The 21,308-nt window shown below is 43.0% G+C and carries 20 protein-coding genes; 3 read left to right on the top strand and 17 right to left on the bottom strand.

The features are described from left to right. Nucleotides 1-76: 76 nt before the first annotated feature. On the bottom strand, nt 77-442 hold the full coding sequence (locus tag KK487_RS02635) for a hypothetical protein (RefSeq protein WP_013464067.1): 366 nt from the start codon (nt 440-442) through the stop codon (nt 77-79). Between the two features lie 333 nt (nt 443-775). Further along, complete coding sequence (locus KK487_RS02630) at nt 776-1,645, bottom strand: TolB-like translocation protein (RefSeq protein ID WP_036956007.1); 870 nt, start codon at nt 1,643-1,645, stop codon at nt 776-778. 115 nt (nt 1,646-1,760) lie between these two features. Between KK487_RS02630 and KK487_RS02625 the strand changes: the two genes are divergently transcribed. Genes KK487_RS02625 through yjjG form a run of 3 tightly spaced genes read left to right on the top strand, consistent with a single transcriptional unit; the run spans nt 1,761 to nt 3,946 of the window. After that, nucleotides 1,761-2,660, top strand: a complete 900-nt coding sequence (locus KK487_RS02625) for a phosphoribulokinase (RefSeq protein ID WP_008114793.1) — start codon at nt 1,761-1,763, stop codon at nt 2,658-2,660. A gap of 60 nt (nt 2,661-2,720) precedes the next feature. Continuing rightward, nucleotides 2,721-3,260, top strand: coding sequence for an inosine/xanthosine triphosphatase (gene yjjX / locus KK487_RS02620; RefSeq protein ID WP_024601200.1), 540 nt, complete (start codon nt 2,721-2,723; stop codon nt 3,258-3,260). An 11-nt stretch (nt 3,261-3,271) separates the two neighbouring features. Continuing rightward, entirely contained in the window at nt 3,272-3,946 is a 675-nt protein-coding gene (gene yjjG, locus KK487_RS02615; protein ID WP_138764654.1) for a pyrimidine 5'-nucleotidase, read from the top strand. A 103-nt stretch (nt 3,947-4,049) separates the two neighbouring features. Here yjjG and lpxC read toward each other — a convergent pair whose 3' ends face one another. From lpxC to rsmH, 15 genes are all read right to left on the bottom strand, one after another. Then, entirely contained in the window at nt 4,050-4,961 is a 912-nt protein-coding gene (lpxC, locus tag KK487_RS02610; RefSeq protein ID WP_013464062.1) for a UDP-3-O-acyl-N-acetylglucosamine deacetylase, read from the bottom strand. A gap of 106 nt (nt 4,962-5,067) precedes the next feature. After that, nucleotides 5,068-6,321 (bottom strand): cell division protein FtsZ, encoded by a 1,254-nt coding sequence (gene ftsZ, locus KK487_RS02605; RefSeq protein ID WP_024601202.1) that lies wholly within the window; start codon nt 6,319-6,321, stop codon nt 5,068-5,070. Between the two features lie 21 nt (nt 6,322-6,342). Continuing rightward, on the bottom strand, nt 6,343-7,575 hold the full coding sequence (ftsA, locus tag KK487_RS02600; RefSeq protein WP_013464060.1) for a cell division protein FtsA: 1,233 nt from the start codon (nt 7,573-7,575) through the stop codon (nt 6,343-6,345). Nucleotides 7,576-7,588: 13 nt separating this feature from the next. Beyond that, nucleotides 7,589-8,350: a cell division protein FtsQ/DivIB gene (locus KK487_RS02595; RefSeq protein ID WP_013464059.1), complete on the bottom strand. Its 762-nt coding sequence runs from the start codon at nt 8,348-8,350 to the stop codon at nt 7,589-7,591. A 1-nt stretch (nt 8,351) separates the two neighbouring features. After that, nucleotides 8,352-9,272 carry a D-alanine--D-alanine ligase gene (locus tag KK487_RS02590; protein WP_036956003.1) on the bottom strand — a complete coding sequence of 307 codons (921 nt, stop codon included), beginning with the start codon at nt 9,270-9,272 and terminating at the stop codon, nt 8,352-8,354. Then, complete coding sequence (murC, locus tag KK487_RS02585; protein WP_216712925.1) at nt 9,269-10,678, bottom strand: UDP-N-acetylmuramate--L-alanine ligase; 1,410 nt, start codon at nt 10,676-10,678, stop codon at nt 9,269-9,271. The genes KK487_RS02590 and murC overlap by 4 nt, the downstream gene beginning before the upstream one ends. 42 nt (nt 10,679-10,720) lie before the next feature. Continuing rightward, nucleotides 10,721-11,797: an undecaprenyldiphospho-muramoylpentapeptide beta-N-acetylglucosaminyltransferase gene (gene murG, locus KK487_RS02580; RefSeq protein ID WP_128583519.1), complete on the bottom strand. Its 1,077-nt coding sequence runs from the start codon at nt 11,795-11,797 to the stop codon at nt 10,721-10,723. Beyond that, nucleotides 11,794-12,969, bottom strand: coding sequence for a cell division protein FtsW (gene ftsW / locus KK487_RS02575; RefSeq protein ID WP_008465286.1), 1,176 nt, complete (start codon nt 12,967-12,969; stop codon nt 11,794-11,796). The genes murG and ftsW overlap by 4 nt, the downstream gene beginning before the upstream one ends. Next, a complete protein-coding gene (murD, locus tag KK487_RS02570) occupies nt 12,966-14,300 on the bottom strand; it encodes a UDP-N-acetylmuramoyl-L-alanine--D-glutamate ligase (RefSeq protein ID WP_128583520.1) in 1,335 nt (444 codons plus the stop codon). Before murD ends, ftsW begins: the two co-directional genes overlap by 4 nt. After that, on the bottom strand, nt 14,301-15,383 hold the full coding sequence (gene mraY / locus KK487_RS02565; RefSeq protein ID WP_008110692.1) for a phospho-N-acetylmuramoyl-pentapeptide-transferase: 1,083 nt from the start codon (nt 15,381-15,383) through the stop codon (nt 14,301-14,303). Further along, complete coding sequence (locus KK487_RS02560; protein ID WP_008110694.1) at nt 15,377-16,765, bottom strand: UDP-N-acetylmuramoyl-tripeptide--D-alanyl-D-alanine ligase; 1,389 nt, start codon at nt 16,763-16,765, stop codon at nt 15,377-15,379. Before KK487_RS02560 ends, mraY begins: the two co-directional genes overlap by 7 nt. Further along, on the bottom strand, nt 16,762-18,240 hold the full coding sequence (gene murE / locus KK487_RS02555; protein ID WP_036956098.1) for a UDP-N-acetylmuramoyl-L-alanyl-D-glutamate--2,6-diaminopimelate ligase: 1,479 nt from the start codon (nt 18,238-18,240) through the stop codon (nt 16,762-16,764). The genes KK487_RS02560 and murE overlap by 4 nt, the downstream gene beginning before the upstream one ends. Next, nucleotides 18,233-20,050, bottom strand: a complete 1,818-nt coding sequence (locus KK487_RS02550) for a peptidoglycan glycosyltransferase FtsI (protein ID WP_013464053.1) — start codon at nt 20,048-20,050, stop codon at nt 18,233-18,235. Before KK487_RS02550 ends, murE begins: the two co-directional genes overlap by 8 nt. After that, nucleotides 20,047-20,373 carry a cell division protein FtsL gene (gene ftsL, locus KK487_RS02545; RefSeq protein ID WP_008110697.1) on the bottom strand — a complete coding sequence of 109 codons (327 nt, stop codon included), beginning with the start codon at nt 20,371-20,373 and terminating at the stop codon, nt 20,047-20,049. The genes KK487_RS02550 and ftsL overlap by 4 nt, the downstream gene beginning before the upstream one ends. Continuing rightward, complete coding sequence (gene rsmH, locus KK487_RS02540; protein ID WP_008110698.1) at nt 20,370-21,308, bottom strand: 16S rRNA (cytosine(1402)-N(4))-methyltransferase RsmH; 939 nt, start codon at nt 21,306-21,308, stop codon at nt 20,370-20,372. The genes ftsL and rsmH overlap by 4 nt, the downstream gene beginning before the upstream one ends.

Here is a 21,308-nt window from a genome sequence, read left to right as displayed (position 1 = left end):
TTAAGGGTTAAAGGCTAAAGGTTAAAGGTTAAAGATTTTATCTTGCACCTTTTGCCTTTAGCCCTGCACCACTCTATTAACCGCCAATAATCATCGTTAGCTTTGCTATAAACTCTTTTGCCGCTTGTTCAGAGTTAATTTTAAAAGCGACACCATAATGAATAGGCTGCGTACTTTTATAAATACGGGTAGGAAAACGGGTCATTTCACTGCTATGAAAATAGCCTTGAGTACGCACAACCCCATCAATATCAGTAAAGTCATCGCTAAACACTTCAAATGCAGGTCGGATCACAATTTTACCTTTACCTGCTTCCGCATGGGTATAAAACGCTTCTTTAGAGTTTACTAGCATATACTCAGCTATGTTTTTTATTTTAAAGTTACTTCTACACTCTAGTTTGATCAGCTGCTCGGTTAACTCGTCTGCACTAAATGCCACGTGACTTTCCTTTTTATTTAATAGGGGGTTAGGGTCTGTTGACCTTTCAAAGTTAAATTTGCAGCAGTCTGTTTGGTATTTAGGCAAGGTAAAGCATATGTAATGTGGTTATTCCCCATAAATAGGCGATAACGCAGCATCAATGCCAAACAGGCACTGCCCTTCGGGTTCTGCCTAGGGGCGATTTACTCTTTGTTGCTCAGTTTTGACTTAGCCCACTAGGTTACAAACCTCGCGCCGCGATTAAACCGCCCCTAGTTTGAACAAATTATAATCCGCAAAGGTCAACAGACCCTAGACTAACTCATGCATGAGTGAAAGTCCGAAATTTATTTATTCACTACACACAAAAGCTAATTGCTGATTTTTATAACTCAACCGGCTTATTTCAGTATCGCAATATTGGCTTAAATCAAGCCACTGCGATATAGCAGAGCCGCGTGTTAATTTACGCTGGTAAACACGGTTTTTAATTGCGTAAGCAATGGTATTTTCATCTTTTAAGATGAAGTCTTGTACTTGGTTTGGCAGTCTAAGTATATCGGTAACTTGCTTAGTTTGTGGATCAAAACGCGCTAAGTGATGCTGCCCGTGTTTACTATGGCTAAATAAAAACTCAGCCTGCACTTTATTATAAATAAGCGTGCGACCAATATCGCTTGCTACCACCTCACCTTTTGCCGCAGCAACCGAGGTATATTGCAAAGTGTGTGGTTCGCCTAAAATAAACATCACTAAATCGTTGTTACTTCCCCAAGCGTGATAGCCTACAGGTTCAATCCAATCAAAAATACGACTTGCAGCCAACTCGGGTGCCAACGGATATTGCCATAGCTTTTGTTTACCATCATCTTCAACGACAATCGCCGATAAGTGCTGCCCATCCGGTGTTAAAGTGGGCGAGTATTCACTTTGTGGCGTATTAGTGACCATAGACGTTTGTTTTGATGATAAGCTGTAAAGCGCAATATCTGTTTGACTCTGGTCATTACTGATTATTTCTCGGGTATAGTATAGGCCGGTGTCGGTTAAATGGGGTTGATTGTTATAGCTCGTTTTATCACTAACAATGCTTACACGTATACCATGTGGAGTATTTAAATCGGCGAGCAAAATTTGGCTTTTAGGCATACTTGCCTGAGCAATATCTAGCGTTAAAGCATTTATAGCTATAAGCCCTAACAACGGTTTAATCAGTTTCATGCTTTCTCTCGTTTTAATTTTAAGCACCTCATGATAACGTTATTTACTGATGACGTCACTTGACCTAAGTCAGTCAACTCTTTATAACTAACGGGTCATAAAAAAGAGAACAAACATGTCAGCTAAACACCCTATTATTGCAATCACCGGTTCATCTGGAGCGGGCACAACAACCACCACTAACGCCGTGAAGCATATTTTCCGTAGCCTTGATATCAATGCGGCATTTATCGAAGGTGATAGCTTTCATCGTTATACACGTCCTGAAATGGACAAAAAAATTCGTGAAGCACAGCAAGAAAGTAAACACATTAGCTATTTTGGCCGAGAAGCTAACGACTTTGGCGCCTTAGAAGACTTATTTACTAAATACGGTGAAACCGGCGAAGGAAAACTTCGTCGTTATTTACACACCTTTGATGAAGCCGTGCCTTACAACCAGTTACCTGGGACATTTACCCCATGGCAAGAACTTGAGCAAAATACAGATCTGATGTTTTACGAGGGTCTACATGGCGGTGTAGTTGATGAAGATCATGATGTTGCTAAACATGTTGATTTACTCATTGGCATGGTGCCTATTATTAACCTTGAATGGATCCAAAAGCTCATTCGCGACACCTCAGAACGCGGCCACTCTCGTGAAAAAGTCATGGACTCTATTGTGCGCAGTATGGATGACTACATTAATCATATAACGCCGCAATTTTCTCGTACCCATATTAACTTTCAGCGAGTCCCCACCGTTGATACTTCCAACCCATTTAGCGCTAAAGATATCCCCTCCCTTGATGAAAGCTTTGTTGTGATTCGCTTTAGGGGGATTGATGATGTTGATTTTCCGTATTATTTGCGGATGATTGAAGGCAGTTTTATGTCGCGTATAAACACCTTAGTGGTGCCTGGTGGTAAAATGGGTCTCGCGATGGAACTGGTGCTCACGCCTCTAATAAAAGATATTATTTTGAAAAAACGCGCCTTAGCAAAGTTAGCCCCGCCTGAAATTCCTATTTAGACTCTTTTTTGTGAACCCTAACTCACGTACACTGCTGATTTTAAGTATGACGAGTTTAATATGTCGCAATCAATTAAAATTATTGTTGGGTCTAAAAACCCAGTAAAAATCAATGCCGCTAAACATATTTTTGCGATGTATTTTCCTGAGCGTGTAATCGAATGTAGTGGTGTTCACGCGCCCTCAGAGGTACCCGATCAACCCTTAGGTGAAGAGCAAACCTGCTTAGGGGCACAAAATCGCGTTAATTACTGTAAAAACCACTATCAGGCAGACTACTATGTGGCGATGGAAGGTGGTGCAGCGCAATTTAGTTATGGTGCGGCAACCTTTGCCTATGTAGTTATTGATAATGGCGCACAGCAAGTTACAGGCCGAAGCAGTAACTTACCCCTGCCCACTGTGTTTTATAAAGCATTGCTTCAAGGTGAAGAGCTTGGTGACGTGATGGATAAAGCCTTTAATACCACCAATATTAAACAGCAAGGGGGTGCTATTGGCTTGTTAACTGATCATCATGCAACACGAGAAAGTACCTATACTCAAGCGCTGACACTCGCCATGGCGCCTTTTCTTAATCCCACTCTATATAATCAATAACGGATGTTTTAATGAAGTATAACTACGTATTATTTGATGCCGACGAAACCTTATTTAGCTTTAATGCCTTTGCTGGCCTTAAAAACATGCTAGCAACCTATGACATGGATTTTACCGGGGCAGATTATGCCCATTATCAAAACACCAATAAGTCATTATGGATTGCTTATCAAAACAACGAGATCACCTCAAGTCACTTACAAGTAACTCGTTTTAGCGAACTGGCAAATAAACTAGATGTGCCAGCTCAACAGCTCAATGATGATTTTTTATCAGCAATGGCCGAAATTTGTATGCCTTTACCCGGCGCCGTTGAATTATTAAATGCCCTTAAACCCCATGCCAAGCTGGGCATTATTACCAATGGTTTTTCTCAGTTACAAGCACGTCGCCTAGCGCATACAGGGCTGCAAGATATGTTTGACTGGTTGGTTATTTCTGAGCAAGTCGGCATTGCTAAACCTGCAAAAGAGATATTTGAGCACACCTTTAACTTAATGGGTAATCCACCGAAAGAGCAAATTTTAATGGTCGGTGATACCGCCAGCAGTGATATTCTTGGCGGTCAAAATGTGGGAATTGACACTTGTTGGCTGCAACATCCTGGCGTGAACTTGCCAGAGGGAATTAAACCAACATATCAGGTAACCCAGCTTAAACAGTTGCAAACTATATTAGGACTTTGATAATAAAAGCCTGAGTGTAATTTAGCTGTTTAGCTAATTAACAAACAAAAAAATGACGCTAATAAGCGTCATTTTTTATAACTGTATATAAGTGATTAACTAATTAGGCGTTAGCTAGCTCAAGGCCGGGTGCAGGCATCGTCACAGGCGTTTCAAAGGTTGCCCACTCCCATGCTGACTCTGTTGCCATAATTTTGCGTAGTAACTTATTATTTAAATCATGGCCTGATTTAAATGCGGTTACTTTGCCTAAAAGGTTGTGACCTGTCATAAACATGTCACCTACACAGTCTAGTATCTTATGCTTGACGAACTCGTCTGCGTAACGCAAACCATTCGGATTTAAAACTTTAAATTCATCAAGTACCACTGCGCTATCCATGCTGCCACCTAGTGCTAGGTTGTTCGCATGCATGTATTCAATGTCTTTCATAAAGCCAAAAGTACGCGCACGGCTTATCTCTTCAGTAAAGCTTTGTGCCGTAATATCTAAACCAACACGTTGGCGGCTTTCATTGATTGCAGGGTGATCAAAAGCAATTTCGAAATCGATGTGGAATCCGTCGTAAGGTTCTACTTCGGCCCATTTATCACCTTCTTCAATACGTACTTTTTCTTTAATACGAATAAAGCGTTTTGCAACATTTTGCTCTTCAATGCCGCCTTTTTGTAATAAATAAATGAATGGCAATGCACTACCATCCATTATTGGTACTTCTGAGCTATCAAGTTCAACAATTAGATTGTCGATACCCATTGCCGCAACCGCCGCAATTAAGTGCTCAGTAGTCGATAAGCGAACGCCATCTTTGTTAATTAAACAGGTACACAATTGCGTATCGCCAACGGCTTCAGGTGTTGTTTCAAAATCAACAACCGGATCAAGGTCGACACGACGAAATACAATCCCAGTATTTGCGCTCGCTGGTCGGAGAGTTATTGTGACCTTCTCACCTTTATGAAGTCCAATTCCTATGGCTTTGACTACTTGTGCAATCGTACGCTGTTTAATCATAGGTTCGCTCACTTTAGTATATATTACAGTTAGACGGCGGAGTGTAGCATAAATACGGTATAACTACAATATTCGTTCACATTTCGCACAAAAGTACTGTTTTTTATTAATCTGCTTGTTTACGTAAAAAAGCAGGGATGTCGAAATAATCGCCACCTTCAGATTTATCTGTTTTCTTAGCACTGCTTGACGACGTATTCGCTGAAGAACTTGAAGAGCTCGTCGATGTGCTTTGCTCTTTTGATTCTGTTTGCGTAGTCGTTGCAGGCTCTTCTGTACTTGCGCCTTGGCTTGCAAAGCTAGGAACATACATGCTGCTGCTTGTTTGCGTGCTTGAACTGGCTACATCAGAACCTGATGCTTTTTTAAAGCCATTATCTACAATACCAAACTGTGGACGACGATCGCCGCCTAAGCCAGTTGCAACAACCGTTACACGTAGCTCGTCTGTCATTTCAGGGTCGATTACCGCACCCACAACCACCGTTGCGTTTTCAGACGCTAGCGCCTTAACGTGATTACCTACGATTTCAAATTCTTCAATCGCGATATCCATGCCGGCAGTAATATTAACCAAGATACCTTTAGCACCGGTTAAATCAACGTCTTCTAGTAATGGGCTTGAAATAGCCGCTTCTGCTGCTTCTTGTGCACGATCAGGACCCGAGGCAGATGCAGTCCCCATCATGGCTGTACCCATTGCAGACATAACAGTACGTACGTCGGCGAAATCCACGTTAATTAGACCCGAGCGTGTGATTAGCTCAGCAATACCCTGTACCGCACCAAATAATACGTCATTTGCTTTAGCAAACGCATCCAGTAAAGTTGTCCCTTTACCTAATACTTTTAGTAATTTGTTATTTGGAATAGTAATTAACGAGTCCACGATTTCAGACAATTCGCTAATCCCCTGCTCTGCAGCAGCAGCACGTTTTTTACCTTCAAAATCAAATGGACGCGTTACAACTGCCACGGTTAGAATGCCCAGCTCTTTAGCAATTTTAGCCACGACTGGCGCTGCTCCGGTCCCTGTACCGCCGCCCATACCTGCCGCTATAAATACCATATCGGCGCCTTCAAGGCTGGCACGAATCGTTTCTGCGTCTTCTTCAGCCGACTGACGGCCTACTTCAGGGTTTGCACCCGCACCTAACCCAGAGGTTATTTGCGTACCTAATTGTACCGTTACATCAGCGGCTGAATTACGTAATGCTTGTGCATCCGTATTCGCTGCAATAAAACGAACACCTTCTATTTGTTGTTTTACCATGTGCTCAACTGCGTTACCGCCGCCGCCACCAACACCGATTACTTTTATTACAGCTTCTTCGCTGTGTTGTTCCATTATATCAAACATATTTACTCTCCGACTTGAGTACTAAAACTCGCCTTGAAACCATTTTGTGATGCGGTTCCACCAATTATTATTATCATCCGCTTTCGACTTTTGTGCATTCATCGACTGCATAGTACGCCCATATTGTAACAAACCTACAGCGGTTGCGTACGATGGATCATCAACATAATCAGTTAAACCTACTACACCAATTGGTTTACCTATTCTTACTGGCATCTGAAAAATATCTTCAGCCACTTCCATTGCGCCAGTCATTTTAGCAGTTCCGCCAGTAATGACGAGACCTGCTGCAATTTGGTCTTCTAATCCTGAACGACGAATTTCTTCCATCGCCAGTTCAAATAATTCTCTAAAACGTGGCTCAACCACTTCTGATAACGTGTGCCTAGACATCAGTCTTGCTGGTCGCCCACCTACGCTTGGCACTTCAATCGTGTCTTCGCTGCTCGCCATTTGGCTACTTGCACAGGCATATTGTACTTTGAGTGACTCAGCATGTGATATAGGTGTACGAAATATTTTTGCAATATCACCGGTTACTTGGTTACCTGCCACCGGAATAACCGCCGAATGACGCAGCGCACCATTAATATAAATAGTGATATCCATAGTACCACCACCAATATCAAGCACCGCAACACCTAACTCTTTTTCGTCATCCGTCAGTACGGAATAACACGAAGCAAGCGCTGTGAATATAAGTTGGTCAACTTCAAGCCCGCAACGTTCAACACATTTTTCTATATTTTTAGCCATGTCGTTGGAGCAGGTAATAATGTGCGCGCGTGCTTCCATGCGCACACCGCTCATGCCGAGTGGGTTTTTAATCCCCTCTTGCATGTCAATGCTGTACTCTTGCGGCAAAGCATGCAACATTTTGCGTTCAGCTGAAATTGGCACTGAACGAGCAATGTGTATTACATTTTCAATGTCTTCATCGGTTACTTCGGTGTTATTAATAGCCACAACACCGCTTTCGTTCTGACACTGAATATGCTTGCCAGAAATACCCAAATAAACCGAGCTAATACGACAATCAGCCATCAATTCGGCTTCATCTATAGCGCGGCGAATAGACTCAGACACTAAATTTAAATCGTTAACACCGCCTTTATCCATTCCATGAGATACTTGGCTCCCCACGCCAACAATGCTGAGCTTGTTATCTGTGGTGATTTCACCTACCGTGGCCACTACTTTAGAAGTGCCAACGTCTAATCCAATCACTAGGTTTCTTTCTGCTGACTTAGTCATGCCTTACTCTTTATTATAATTGCTGTTCTTGCAGTGGCTTATAGCTCACTGCAAGGCCGGTATCGTAGCGTAAATCAATTGCATCTATCTGTGCATCAGCACGTTTTTCTATACGTGAATAAACGTCTATAAAACGTTGTACACGTTTGGCTTTATCTTTGCGTCCTAAATTTAAACGCACACCGTTATCTAACCAAAGTTGCCACGAAAACCGCTCAGATAGCGCAAGGCTAGTGAGCGTTAATGCATTGACTTTGAGCATTTCATCAAACTGTTTAAACGCTACCCATGCTTCTTTTTCACTGCCCTCTGGCCCATATAGTTGGGGTAAAGTGGCACTTAATTTATCACTTTTTGCTTCAAACGCGTCACCGCTTTGATTAATCAGCAAGTCACTATTCCAGTGAGCAACCGCTTGATGTTCTACCACGTAAACTTGAATGGTATCAGGCCATTGCTTTCTTACCGATACCGTTGCAACCCAAGGCAGCTCTTGTACTAAATGCTGAACTTGCTTTACGTTTAGCTCAAAAAAACTGCTTAAATCTGCTTTTTTTATTGCCGCTGTTATTGCTTTTTCATCGGTGTACTTAGGGTTCCCCAGCACCGTTAAATGCTTAATTTGTGCATCTTTATTTTCAACTAACCAGTGCGAAACCCCACTGGTTATTTCAATTAACCCTATCACCACGGCTAGAAAAAAACTCACTCCAAAAATCAGCGACCAGTTAAGTTGCTGTTTTAGTTGCTGCGCTTTCTCTAAAAAGGGATGCATATTAAAGGGTTTGCTCCAAAATGCGAACAACTAATTGCTCAAAACTTGCCCCGTTGGCTTTTGCTGCCATTGGCACCAATGATTTTTCTGTCATGCCTGGTACGGTATTCACTTCTAGTAAGTAAAAATGTCCTTGTTCATCTTGCATCGCATCGACTCGTCCCCAGCCACTTGCACCTACTAAATCAAACGCATCAAGCGCCATCGCTTGTAATTTTTGAGTATCCGATGGTGATAAATCAGCAGGGCAATGATATTGCGTACTACTTGACTGATATTTAGCTTGGTAGTCATAAAATCCGTTTGGGGTGCTCATTTCAATCACAGGTTGTACTTCATCACCCAAGACCGTAATGGTAAATTCACGACCCGTGATCCACTGCTCTACCAATACTTGGCTGTCGAACTTAAATGCATTAGTGAGCGCATCTTCAAGTTCTTCTGCAGAGCTTGCTTGCGCCATACCGATACTGGAGCCCTCGTGCGATGGCTTAACCATTACCTTTTTAAATTGCGCCATAATGGCATTGGCATCAAAGCCTTTTTTAGCATCAACCACGGCATAAGGTGCGGTGCTTAAGCCTGCCGATTTAAACAAATGCTTACAACGAATTTTATCCATTGCCAGTGCCGAACCCAGAACATTACTGCCGGTATACGGCAGGTTCATAAATTCTAGAGCACCTTGTACCGTGCCGTCTTCACCACCACGCCCATGTAAAGCAATAAAAACGCGATCAACGTTTAACGACTTTAATTCCCATAACGAACGATTTTGTGGATCAAACGCTATCGCATCAATGCCAACGTCTAAGAGCGCATTTAATACCGCTTGACCAGATTTTAATGACACGTCGCGCTCTGCTGAGTTTCCACCTAGCAGCACCGCTACTTTACCAAACTGGGAATTTACCTGCGTCATACTTCACCTTGCTTTAATTTTTCTATCGACATATTCGTGGCTGCTAAATTTTTAACTAGCTGACCTATGTTACCCGCACCTTGTGTGAGCACTAGGTCGTTATTTTGTAGGCAGTTGGCAAGTACACCCGCAAGCTCTGAGCTTGAGGCTACATGTAATGGCTCTTTGCCACGCTGGCGCAAACTACGGCATAAACTCTTACTATCAGCGCCAACAATCGGCTCTTCGCCAGCACTGTAAACATCGAGTAATAAAAGCTGATCAACCTCAGCCAATACCTTAACAAAATCTTCGTATAAATCGCGAGTACGCGTATAACGGTGCGGCTGATACACCATCACTAAACGCTTATCAGGCCAGCCTTCCCGTGCTGCGGTGATGGTAGCAGCCACTTCTGACGGGTGATGACCATAGTCATCAACAAGCATCACGCTGCCGCGTTCATTTTCAAATTCACCGTAGTGCTGAAAACGACGGCCAATACCTTCAAAAGTATCTAAAGCCGCTAAAATTGCATGATTCGCAATATTTTGATCTTTAGCCACGGCAATCGCTGCGGTTGCATTAAGGGCATTATGTTTACCCGGCATATTCAGCTTGGCGGTTAAACTCTCACCTTGTTTATTAGTCACCGTAAATTGGCATGTGTTCGCTGTTTGGCTAAAGTCACTCATTCGATAATCAGCCTCGTGTGACTCACCATAAGTGATCACCGGACGACCAAAACGGGGGATCAATTCAGCAGCAACGTCTGAATCAATACACACCACCGCTAACCCGTAAAACGGCAGGTTATGAATGAATTCAACATAAGTATCTTTCATTTTTTCTAAACTACCGCCGTAGGTTTCCATGTGATCTTCTTCAATATTAGTGATCACCGACACCATAGGCTGTAAGTGCAAAAATGAGGCATCGCTTTCATCTGCTTCGGCGATTAAAAAGTCACTTTTACCTACCTTAGCATTGCTGCCAGCACTGTTAAGCAAACCACCAATAATAAAGGTTGGATCGAGCCCGGCTTGTGCATAAATGCTCGCAATTAAGCTGGTTGTGGTCGTTTTACCATGGGTGCCCGCAATGGCAATACCGTGGCGAAAGCGCATCAGTTCAGCTAACATTTCTGCACGACGAACCACCGGAATACGCGCAGCTTGCGCGGCTTGAATTTCAGGATTTGTTTTATCTATTGCACTTGAAACCACCACCACATTGGCGTCTTTTACGTTATTTTCATGATGGCCAATAAATACTTCAGCACCGGCTTTAATTAAACGCTCAGTCATTGCGCTGTGAGCTATATCTGAACCGGTAATACGGTAACCTTCAAAAGCAAGTACTTCTGCAATGCCGCCCATGCCTGCACCGCCTATTCCTACAAAGTGAATAGTTTCAATGCGGCGCATCGCTGGGCGTGTATATTTTTCTTTTGCTAATGTCTGTTTCACTTATGTTCTCTTATTTGTTACTTGCTCACAGTGCATCGCTACGCTTGCTGTGGCATCTAAAATAGCCTGCTGTTTTGCTTTGCCAGCCATTTTAGTTATTAATAAAGGTTCGGCTAAATAGGGGCTTAAAAGTTCAACAATACTGCGCTTATTAAATTGCCCCTGTGGCATTAATAACGCCCCCTCTGCCATTACTAAATACTGTGCATTGGCTGTTTGATGATCATCAACCGCGTGTGGAAACGGCACAAATACCGCCATTTTACCCGCTGCGGCAATTTCACTTACCGTAAGCGCACCCGCACGACAAATCACAATATCTGCCCAGCTATAAGCGGTATCCATATCATCAATAAATTCAGCAACGGTCACTTGCTCATTGCCCATTTGTTGCTGCTGGTAACTTTCACTTACACTAGCAAGGTGCCCTTTACCGGTTTGATGCCAAATATTAATGGCACAAGTATCATTCAAGCGCTTAAATGCTTCTGGCAGTGTTTGGTTGAGTACTTGCGCACCTAACGAGCCACCCACAACAAGCATATTGATTGGGCTTGATACTTCCCGCTTAGGTATATCAACCACACTCTGACGCACAGGGTTACCCACCAGCTCAGCCTTTCCACTGGCAAAAGCACTAGGGAAAGCCGCTAACACGCGATTCGCAAATTTCGCTAGCCATTTATTGCTCATGCCTGCTACGGCATTTTGTTCGTGAATCACCAAAGGAATACCTAGGCTTTTTGCCGCAATACCTGTTGGGCCAGTTACATACCCCCCCATTGCTAAAACGACGTCAGGGCGTTGTTGTTTTAATACCTTACGCGCTTGCAATATTGCATTAATAACCATGAATGGCGCTTTAATAAGGCGTTTTAAACCATTCCCTCGCACGCCTTTTACATCAATAAAATCAATTTCTATGTTGTGCTTGGGCACGACACTGGCTTCCATTCTATCTGGGGTGCCTATCCAGCTAACTTGCCAACCTTGCTGTTTGAGATAATCAGCAACGGCAATCCCTGGAAAAATATGTCCACCTGTGCCCCCTGCTACAACGACTATTTTTTTACTCATCGCTTAGCTCCACCTGACGTGGCTTGTTTCGTTGCCATCTTGGTCTCAAAATCTACACGTAATAAAATACCGGTTGCTATGGTCATCATTAATAAACTTGAGCCACCATAAGAAATAAACGGCAAGGTTAATCCTTTGGTTGGCAAAATACCGGCACTGGCGCCCACATTAACCATGGTTTGAAACGCAAACCAAATACCAATTGCTAAGGCTAAGTAGCCTTCATATTCTTTGCCGTTTTTAAGCGCGTTTTGGCCAATGAGTAAAGCTCTAAATACTAAAGTACCGAGTACCATTAAAATGCTCAGCACCCCCATAAAACCTAACTCTTCAGCAATAACAGCAAAAATAAAGTCGGTGTGCGCTTCTGGTAAATATTGTAATTTTTGTACGCTGTTTCCTAGGCCTTGGCCAAACCAATCGCCTTGACTATAAGCCATTAGTGATTGCACTAATTGGTAGCCTTTGCCAAAAGGGTCATCCCAAGGTTCTAAAAAGCCAACCACACGCGCCATACGATATGGCTCTAACACAATAAGCCCAACCACTAGCGCAATACCGGTTAAAATAAGTGCAAAAAACTGCCAAAGCTTGGCACCGGCTAAAAACAACAAACCAACCGTAGTAACAAACATCACCACCACAGTCCCTAAATCGGGCTGCATTAAAATAAGTGCTGCATAAACTGCAAATACCGCTATGGGTTTAGCAAAGCCTTTTATGTTTTCTTGAACTTCATTGCGCTTACGTACTAAGTAGCCTGCGATATAACTAAAGAAGAACAACTTAGCGAGCTCCGAGGCTTGAATATTAAACGGTCCTACGGGTATCCAGCGGGTCGAACCATTGACTTCACGTCCTACAATAAGTACCACTAATAACAGTACTAAACCGATTAGTAATAAATAGGGGTTAGCTTTTTTCCACCACGACATAGGTACTTGAGTACTAATGCAAAATAAACAAAACGATAGCCCTAAAAAAATGCCATGGCGGATAGTAAAATGATAAATATTACCAAACAGTCTATCGGCTGTCGGCATTGAGGCACTGGTTACCATCACAAAGCCCACACCAATCAGCATTAGCATGCAATAAAGCAGTGGCACATCATAAAGCTGCGCTGAAGGTTTAGGGGTGAGAGCCTCTTTAATATCCGCAAAAGCAATCATGACTGCCCCTGCAATACACATTGCACAAAATCATCGCCGCGTTGCATATAATTGTTATACATATCAATGCTGGCACAGGCAGGTGCGAGTAAAACGGTATCGCCCGATTTACTTAATTGCTTTGCAAGCGTCACAGCCTCAGACATATTATTGGTTAAATGACCTTTAGCACTGAGTGCCACTAAATCTTTGGCATCTTTACCAAAACAAATCAGCGCTTTTACATGCTTTTCAATATAAGGCTTTAACACCTCTAAATCCGCACCTTTAGCATCACCACCAGCAATCACGACTAGGTTTTTGTGCTTACCCGCTAAACTATCTATTGCCGCCACTGTTGCGCCTACATTAGTGGCTTTAGAGTCGTTAAAGTATTTAACGCCATTAAACTCACCCACAAACTGACAACGGTGCGCTAAGCCATTAAATTGAGATAATGCGGTTTTGTAATGCGCCTTAGTAATTGTAAATGGGCTGAGTAACGCCATCACTGCCAAGGTATTTAAATAGTTATGCTTACCCACAACGGCTAAAGTATTTACTGGTAAATAAGCTTCGTCCTTTACCATAAAGTACGCTTCGTTATTGTGCTGTGCTAAGTGGTAATTGCCTTGTGTTTCACCAAAGCTCAGTTGTGGTGCTAACGTGCGACTCACAGGGTGTGTTTGCTTATCGTCAGCATTAATCACTATGTGTTCAGCACCATTATAAATACTTAGTTTTGAATCTATATAGGATTGGTAACTATCATAACGATCGAGATGATCTTCTGAAATATTAAGCACGGTTGCACTGGTGGTTTTTAGGCTGCGTGTGGTATCAAGCTGAAAACTCGATAGCTCTAATACAAATACATCAAAGTCACCGTCAAGCAAATCCAGTACCGCTGTGCCAATGTTGCCACCGAGTGCCACCTTATAACCTGCGGTTTTTAATACTTCGTAGGCAAGTGTTACTACGGTTGATTTACCATTAGAGCCGGTTACAGCAACGACTGGTTTGCTATTAATGCGCGCAAATAACTCAACATCACCAATCACTTCAACGCCTGCGTTAATTGCCTTAACAATTGCTGGTGTTTTTAAGCTCAGCCCAGGACTAATAATAATCATATCGCAAGCACTGAGCGCCGCATTTTCTAGGTCACCAAAGTGAGTTTTTAATTGAGGTGCGTGCTGATTGAGCCAATCAACACCTGGCGGATTCTCTCTGCTATCGACCACATAAGGCTGTATTGATTGAGATAATAAAAAACGCACAATGCCCAGACCGGTTACACCGAGTCCGAGCACTGTTATGTGTTTATTTTTTATCTCGTTTAAATACTGCATTTATCGGATCTTTAATGTCGCAAGGCCAGCGAGTACCAGCACAATAGAAATTATCCAAAAGCGCACAATAACGCGTGGCTCCGGCCAACCTTTAAGTTCGTAATGGTGATGAATAGGCGCCATTCTAAAAATGCGTTGCCCACGTAATTTGTAAGAGCCAACTTGTAAAATTACCGATAGCGCTTCCATTACAAACACGCCCCCCATAATAATCAGTAACAGCTCTTGGCGAACAAGTACGGCAATAATCCCCAATGCACCACCCAGTGCTAATGAGCCTACATCGCCCATAAATACTTGCGCCGGATACGTGTTAAACCATAAAAAACCTAACCCAGCCCCTACAATAGCGGTACATACCACAACCAACTCACTCGCCAGTGGTAAATGCGGAATATGCAAATAAGCCGAAAAATTAATATTACCCGTTAAGTAAGCAATAATGGCCAGTGCTGCAGCCACTAAAATAGTAGGTACAATGGCTAAACCGTCTAGACCGTCGGTTAAATTAACCGCGTTGGACGTGCCCACCAACGCAAAGTAGGTGATCACGATATAAAACAGCCCCAGCTGTGGCAGTACATCTTTAAAAAATGGCACAACAAGAGATGTTTCTGTCGCTTGTGTGCTGCTCATGTAAAGCGCAGTGGCTACAACCAGTGCAATTACCGATTGCCAAAAGTATTTCCACTTTGCAATAAGTCCTTTTGGATCTTTGCGGATCACCTTACGGTAATCATCAATAAAGCCCACAATACCTAATGAGCCAATTACAAATAAAGTGGCCCATACGTATTTATTAGACAAGTCTGCCCATAATAATGTGCTGGTAAAAATAGCTCCTAAAATAAGTAAGCCACCCATGGTCGGTGTACCCGATTTAGATAGGTGCGATTGCGGACCATCATCACGTACTGTTTGCCCTATTTGCATGCGTTGCAACGCACGAATTAACTTAGGACCAAAATACAACGACATCATCAATGCGGTTAAAATACCTAAAATGGCACGCAGGGTTAAATACGAAAAAACATTAAAGCCACTATAATATTGAGTTAAATACTCAGCCAGCCAAACTAACATGATGATACTCCATTGATGGCTTGTTGCTGGCCATTAACTAAATCGGTTACTAAAAGCTCCATGCGAGAACTGCGTGATCCTTTCACGACAAGGGTAATTTTTTTATCTACTTTGCTAATGCTGTTTTGAATTTGCTGCAGCATTTGCTCACGATTAGAGAAATGGCGATTTGGCAGCCCAAATACATCACTGGCACATTTACTTAATACTCCGAGTGTAAATAACTCATCAATGCCTTGCGCTAATGCGTATTCACCGACTTCTTGATGATATTTACGGGCATCTTCGCCAAGTTCACCCATATCACCGAGTGCCAAAATACGATGACCTTGAATATCACTAAGTAAATCAATCGCAGCTTTCACCGACTTTACGTTGGCATTGTATGTATCATCGATAATGGTGAGTGAATCACTGGCTTCAATTAGGTTAACCCGTCCTTTAACTTCACCCATTGTCGCTAACGCGCTGGCAATGTCCTCAAGTGACACGTCAAACTCACTTGTTAACGCCGCAGCAATAAGCGCGTTACTAATATTGTGTTTACCTGGCAGTGCTAACTTAACCGGCACACTGTGTTGCTTGGTGCACAAAGTAAAGCTTGCGCGAGCTTGTGCATCTAGGCTGATGTCTTCAGCCCAAATATCGAGCTTTTCACTACTCGAAAAACATTTAATATTGCGCGTTGCTAACTTATCAAGCCAATATTGACTAAAGTCACTATCACAATTGACGATGGCGATGCCATCCTCTTTTAATCCGTCGTAAATTTCACCTTTTGCTTGTGCCACACCTTGCAGGCTACCAAAGCCTTCCAAGTGGGCAGCAGCAACATTACATACCACAGCTACATCCGGTTTGGTCATCGCGGTGGTGTACGCAATTTCACCTATGTGGTTAGCGCCTAATTCAATAACCGCAAAGCGATGTTGTGGCTCTAATCTGAGTAAAGTTAACGGTACGCCAATGTCGTTGTTAAAATTACCTTTAGTGGCTAATACATCCCCTTTACTTGATAAAATAGCGGCACACATTTCTTTAACTGTTGTTTTACCTACACTGCCAGTAATAGCGATAGTTTTAGGTGCAACTTGCGCCATCACTGCTGTACCAATTGTGCCTAATGCAATACGGGTATCGGCAACTACAAATTGAGCAATATCGGTATCAACAGCGTGATCGACAATCACGCCTATAGCGCCTTTTTGTTTTGCTTGTTCAATAAATTTATGGCCATCAAAATTTGGGCCCTTAAGCGCCAAAAACACTTCACCATCACACAAAGTACGGGTATCGGTGTTTATATTTATCACCTTGCGATTATCACCTTGATAATCGGTTGCTAGCACATTAGCTAGCCAATCAAAATCCATTGGGATCATGCTTGAGACCCTCTTACTGCTTTTTTTAATTGTTGTTGTACAAATTGGCGGTCGCAAAAATCGATGCGTTTATCGCCTATAATTTGATAGTCTTCATGCCCTTTACCGGCAATTAAAATAACCTCACCGGCTTTTGCGTTATCTATAGCAAATTGTATCGCGGCACCGCGATCGGCCTCTAAATGAGCGTTTTCTGGATGCTCTAATCCCGCAGCTACATCATTAATAATTACCTTAGGGTCTTCAGAGCGTGGGTTATCACTGGTAATGATCACTTTGTCTGCAAACTGCTCAGCAGCTTGTGCCATTAGTACACGCTTTCCTTTATCTCTGTCGCCGCCACAACCAAACACACAACTCACTCCACCTGGTACATGTTGCTGCAGCGCTTGTAACGCTAAAGCCAACGCATCTGGCGTATGCGCATAATCAACAACGCAAGTAGGCATACTTGGCGCTGTAAATGCTTGCATCCTGCCGGCTACCGGCTGTAAATACTCACATCCTGCTACTAACTGTGTTAATGGATAGCCTAGCGCTAATAGCGTTGCTAACGCAGCCGTTAAATTATAAAGATTAAATTCACCAAACAGCGGTGATTTTATGGCAACATCACCCCAGCTAGTAGTTAATTGCGCCGAAATACCGGTTGCTGAATACTGAACATCTGAAAAATACACAAACTGTGCATTTTTAGGGGCTAAGTTTTTACGGCCATAACAAATAAGACTATTAAAGCTGTATTTTTCAATCCATTGCTCTGCTTGTCCGTCATCCTGATTAAGAATGACATGATCAGCATCAAAATCACGAAACAGCATTAATTTAGCATCACCATAGCTTTGCATATCGCCATGGTAATCTAAGTGATCGCGCGACAAGTTAGTAAACACTGCAGCTTTAAAATGACACTGATCAACACGGTGCTGTACCAAACCATGCGATGACACTTCCATAGCAACCAATTGGTGTTGCTCATTTTTTAAGTCGCTTAAAATACGCTGTAAATCGACTGCTGAAGGCGTAGTATTTTGCAGTGGTGTTAAGTTATCTGGATGGCCGTAGCCTAAGGTGCCAATAATAGCGGCTTGGGTATGACAAAATTGCGCTAAATGAGCAATCATTGCTGTGGTAGTCGATTTACCATTGGTGCCCGTTACGCCAACTAAATCTAAGTGCTTGCTCGGTTGTTGGTAAAATTGACTCGCCAATACAGGCAGTTTCTTATTCAATTCTGAGACTAAATAAAGCGGCTCAAAATCACTTTCAAATTCACACAGTCTGTCGGCAATAATTGCACTGGCACCATTTTCAATTGCTTTACTAATAAAGTGCCCACCATCTAACTGGTGCCCTTTTATCGCCACAAACACATCACCTGGTTTTACATCGCGGCTATCTAAACGCAGCTCGTTTACCATTAAACGTGCTGCATCTATTTCTAAATGTTTTAAAATTGTGTGTAAATCACGCACCATCATCTTTGCCCTTTACGTATGCCACCGAGTCTTTGTCTGGGGCAACGTTTAAAATTCTTAATGAATTAGAGATTATTTCTGCAAACGCTGGACCTGCCGTTGCGCCGCCATAATAAACATCTCCACCGGGCTCGTTGATTAATACCACAACGGCTAATCGCGGGTTACTCGCAGGGGCAATGCCCGCAAAATAACCTACATATTCGTCACCATAGCCCCCTGCGGCGGCTTTTTTAGAGGTGCCTGTTTTACCAGCAGCGCGGTAACCATCCACTTTAACGCGGCGTGCGGTACCGCCTTCTTCAAATACGCTTTCCATCATATGGACAACGGCTTCAACATCTTCTTGTTGAAAGACACGCTCACCTTCAGGTATAGAATCTTGCTTTAGTACAGTAAGCGGACGATTAACCCCGCCTGCCCCTAACATGGCGTAAAAACGTGCCATTTGCGCGGTACTCACGGCAATATTGTAACCAAACGAGAGCGCTGCAATTTCGTGATCTGACCAACGGCGATTAGGGTAAAATAAGCCACTACTTTCGCCTACCATGCCAGTACCACTATCACTGCCAAACCCCACTTTTTGATACAAGCCCACAAAGTACTCTTTGGGTACTGTTTGGCTTATTTTGGTTACTCCCATATTACTGGAGTATTTTAAAATTTCGCGCAGCGTCATTTCGCCATGATTACGGGTATCTTGTACTAAGCTGCCCCCTAAGCGCATCCAGCCTGGGTAGGTATCAACTTTGTCATCCGGTTGGATTGTGCCGTAGTCTAATCCAGCTAAAATGGCTAGAGGCTTAACAGTTGAGCCGGGTTCAAACAAATCGGTAATAGCGCGGTTACGACGTTTATGAGGAGCCGCCCCGCTTAAGTTGTTAGGATTAAATGATGGGCTATTGACCATGGCCAAGACTTCACCGGTTTTAACATCTACTACCATGGCAGAACCTGAGGTCGCTTTATAAGTTAATACCGCTGATTTAACTGCTTTATAGGCAATGGCTTGAATTCGCTGATCAATACTTAGTTGAATGCTTTCAGGCTCTACTCGCTCGCGTTCATCAAGCACTTCAACTTCACGCCCTTGCGCATCTTTGCGAATGGTACGGCGACCTTCTTCACCGGTTAACGCGTTTTCATAAAGCTTTTCTATGCCCTCAATGCCTTTACCATCAATATTGGTAAATCCAATAACATGTGCGCTTACTTCACCAGCAGGGTAATAACGTTTTGATTCATCCAATAAATGAATACCAGGTAGGCGTAAATCACCGATGTAATTAGCCACAGCGGGAGTCACTTGGCGTTTTAAATACACAAAGCGACGAGTAGGATCATCAAGTAATCGCGTGTTAATTTTACTAGGCTCAATGCGCAACACATCAGCCAATTCACGCCAGCGTAAATCATTTTTATAATACAGGGCGGTACGCTTATTTAACTCAGCAACATTTTCACGAAGCGTTTGCTGATCTTCACCGTTTTTGCGTGCTTGCCTAAGTACTTTACTAACCAGTGATTTATGCAGGGCTTTAGGATCCGCATACACGCTTACCACAGGCACACTAACGGCAAGCTCTTTACCGTTACGATCGAAAATCATCCCGCGTTGCACATGCAGTTTTTCAATCCGTACCGTACGTTTATCGCTTTCAGAGCGCGCTTTATCAGGTTCAATTACTTGCAAGTACGCAGCACGCGATACCAAGGTCACAAACACTAAAAAAATCACCGCGCACACTAAAATAAAGCGCCATGCTATTAGGTTATTGACTGGTTTTTTGCCTCGCATTCTCATTGTAATATAATTACCTGCTCATCTTGGCTGGTTGGCCGCTTCATTTCGAGTTGTGACGTTGCCACTTCTTCAATGCGCGCATGTTGTGAATAAAACTCTTCTTCCACTAAAAAATAACGCCATTCTAAATCCAATTCGTCACGCTCTTGGAGCAACGAATCTTGCTCAATTAATTGCGCTCGAGAGAGATGAGTTACTTGCACCACACTCAAGCTTGATGCGAATATCACAACCAACAAGGCCAAGGTGATCTTGTTCGCACCTAGGCCTTTAATTATTTCAAGAAATAAATTGGGTTGGCGATAGCTCGCTTTTTTACTCATCCCAACCTCTGTGCGATCCTTAGCACTGAGCTGCGAGAGCGTGGATTACGCGCCACTTCATCAGCACTTGGTTTAATAGCTTTACCCACTGCTTTTAACGTCAGATTTTTATTTATTTGTGCGTCGGTTAAAGGCAGACCTCTGGGTATCGCTTCTCCCTTACTCTGTTTTTTAATAAATTGTTTAACAATGCGATCTTCTAAAGAATGAAACGAAATAACCACTAAGCGACCACCCGGCTTAAGAACTTTAATCGCCGCTTGTAATGCCGTTTGAATTTCCTCTAATTCGCTATTGATATAAATACGAATAGCCTGGAAAGTCCGCGTTGCAGGGTGTTTAAACTTATCTTTCACCGGTACGGCTTCATCGACTAAATCAGCGAGCTGCTTAGTGGTAGTGATTGGCGTGTGTTCACGCACTTCTAAAATTTTGTGCGCAATGCGCTTACCAAATTTTTCTTCACCTAGCTTTTTGATCACATGAGTAATGTCATCTAATTCAGCCTCAGCTAACCACTGCGCTGCGCTGCGACCTGTACTTGGATCCATTCTCATATCGAGCGGACCATCTTTCATAAAGCTAAAGCCACGCGCTGCGTCATCTAGCTGCGGCGACGACACACCAATATCAAGTAAAATGCCATCAACCTGACCAATAAGATCGTTTTGCTCAGCTACCTCGTATAACTTTGAAAAACGAGAATGAGCAATTGAAAAACGTGGATCATCAGCAAACTTTTCAGCAGACTTTATCGCTTGTGGATCTTGGTCAATGGCTTGCAAACGACCGCTTTCACCTAAGCGCGCTAATATTTGCCCTGAATGCCCGCCACGTCCAAAGGTACCATCCATGTATATGCCGTCTGGCTTAATTGCAAGTGCATCTATGGTTTCGTCCATTAATACGGATACGTGTTCAAATTGCGCTGTCAT

It is taken from the genome of Pseudoalteromonas sp. SiA1, assembly GCF_018732205.1.
In the GTDB taxonomy this organism is placed as follows: domain Bacteria; phylum Pseudomonadota; class Gammaproteobacteria; order Enterobacterales; family Alteromonadaceae; genus Pseudoalteromonas; species Pseudoalteromonas tetraodonis.
This window is presented reverse-complemented; position numbering and strand designations above follow the sequence as displayed.

What these genes read in the sequence shown, in the direction of transcription:
- KK487_RS02630 (WP_036956007.1), bottom strand. Translation starts at nt 1,645, where the DNA reads ATGAAACTGATTAAACCGTTGTTAGGGCTTATAGCTATAAATGCTTTA.
- KK487_RS02625 (WP_008114793.1), top strand. Translation starts at nt 1,761, where the DNA reads ATGTCAGCTAAACACCCTATTATTGCAATCACCGGTTCATCTGGAGCG.
- yjjX (WP_024601200.1), top strand. Translation starts at nt 2,721, where the DNA reads ATGTCGCAATCAATTAAAATTATTGTTGGGTCTAAAAACCCAGTAAAA.
- yjjG (WP_138764654.1), top strand. Translation starts at nt 3,272, where the DNA reads ATGAAGTATAACTACGTATTATTTGATGCCGACGAAACCTTATTTAGC.
- lpxC (WP_013464062.1), bottom strand. Translation starts at nt 4,961, where the DNA reads ATGATTAAACAGCGTACGATTGCACAAGTAGTCAAAGCCATAGGAATT.
- ftsZ (WP_024601202.1), bottom strand. Translation starts at nt 6,321, where the DNA reads ATGTTTGATATAATGGAACAACACAGCGAAGAAGCTGTAATAAAAGTA.
- ftsA (WP_013464060.1), bottom strand. Translation starts at nt 7,575, where the DNA reads ATGACTAAGTCAGCAGAAAGAAACCTAGTGATTGGATTAGACGTTGGC.
- KK487_RS02595 (WP_013464059.1), bottom strand. Translation starts at nt 8,350, where the DNA reads ATGCATCCCTTTTTAGAGAAAGCGCAGCAACTAAAACAGCAACTTAAC.
- KK487_RS02590 (WP_036956003.1), bottom strand. Translation starts at nt 9,272, where the DNA reads ATGACGCAGGTAAATTCCCAGTTTGGTAAAGTAGCGGTGCTGCTAGGT.
- murC (WP_216712925.1), bottom strand. Translation starts at nt 10,678, where the DNA reads ATGCGCCGCATTGAAACTATTCACTTTGTAGGAATAGGCGGTGCAGGC.
- murG (WP_128583519.1), bottom strand. Translation starts at nt 11,797, where the DNA reads ATGAGTAAAAAAATAGTCGTTGTAGCAGGGGGCACAGGTGGACATATT.
- ftsW (WP_008465286.1), bottom strand. Translation starts at nt 12,969, where the DNA reads ATGATTGCTTTTGCGGATATTAAAGAGGCTCTCACCCCTAAACCTTCA.
- murD (WP_128583520.1), bottom strand. Translation starts at nt 14,300, where the DNA reads ATGCAGTATTTAAACGAGATAAAAAATAAACACATAACAGTGCTCGGA.
- mraY (WP_008110692.1), bottom strand. Translation starts at nt 15,383, where the DNA reads ATGTTAGTTTGGCTGGCTGAGTATTTAACTCAATATTATAGTGGCTTT.
- KK487_RS02560 (WP_008110694.1), bottom strand. Translation starts at nt 16,765, where the DNA reads ATGATCCCAATGGATTTTGATTGGCTAGCTAATGTGCTAGCAACCGAT.
- KK487_RS02550 (WP_013464053.1), bottom strand. Translation starts at nt 20,050, where the DNA reads ATGAGAATGCGAGGCAAAAAACCAGTCAATAACCTAATAGCATGGCGC.
- ftsL (WP_008110697.1), bottom strand. Translation starts at nt 20,373, where the DNA reads ATGAGTAAAAAAGCGAGCTATCGCCAACCCAATTTATTTCTTGAAATA.
- rsmH (WP_008110698.1), bottom strand. Translation starts at nt 21,308, where the DNA reads ATGACAGCGCAATTTGAACACGTATCCGTATTAATGGACGAAACCATA.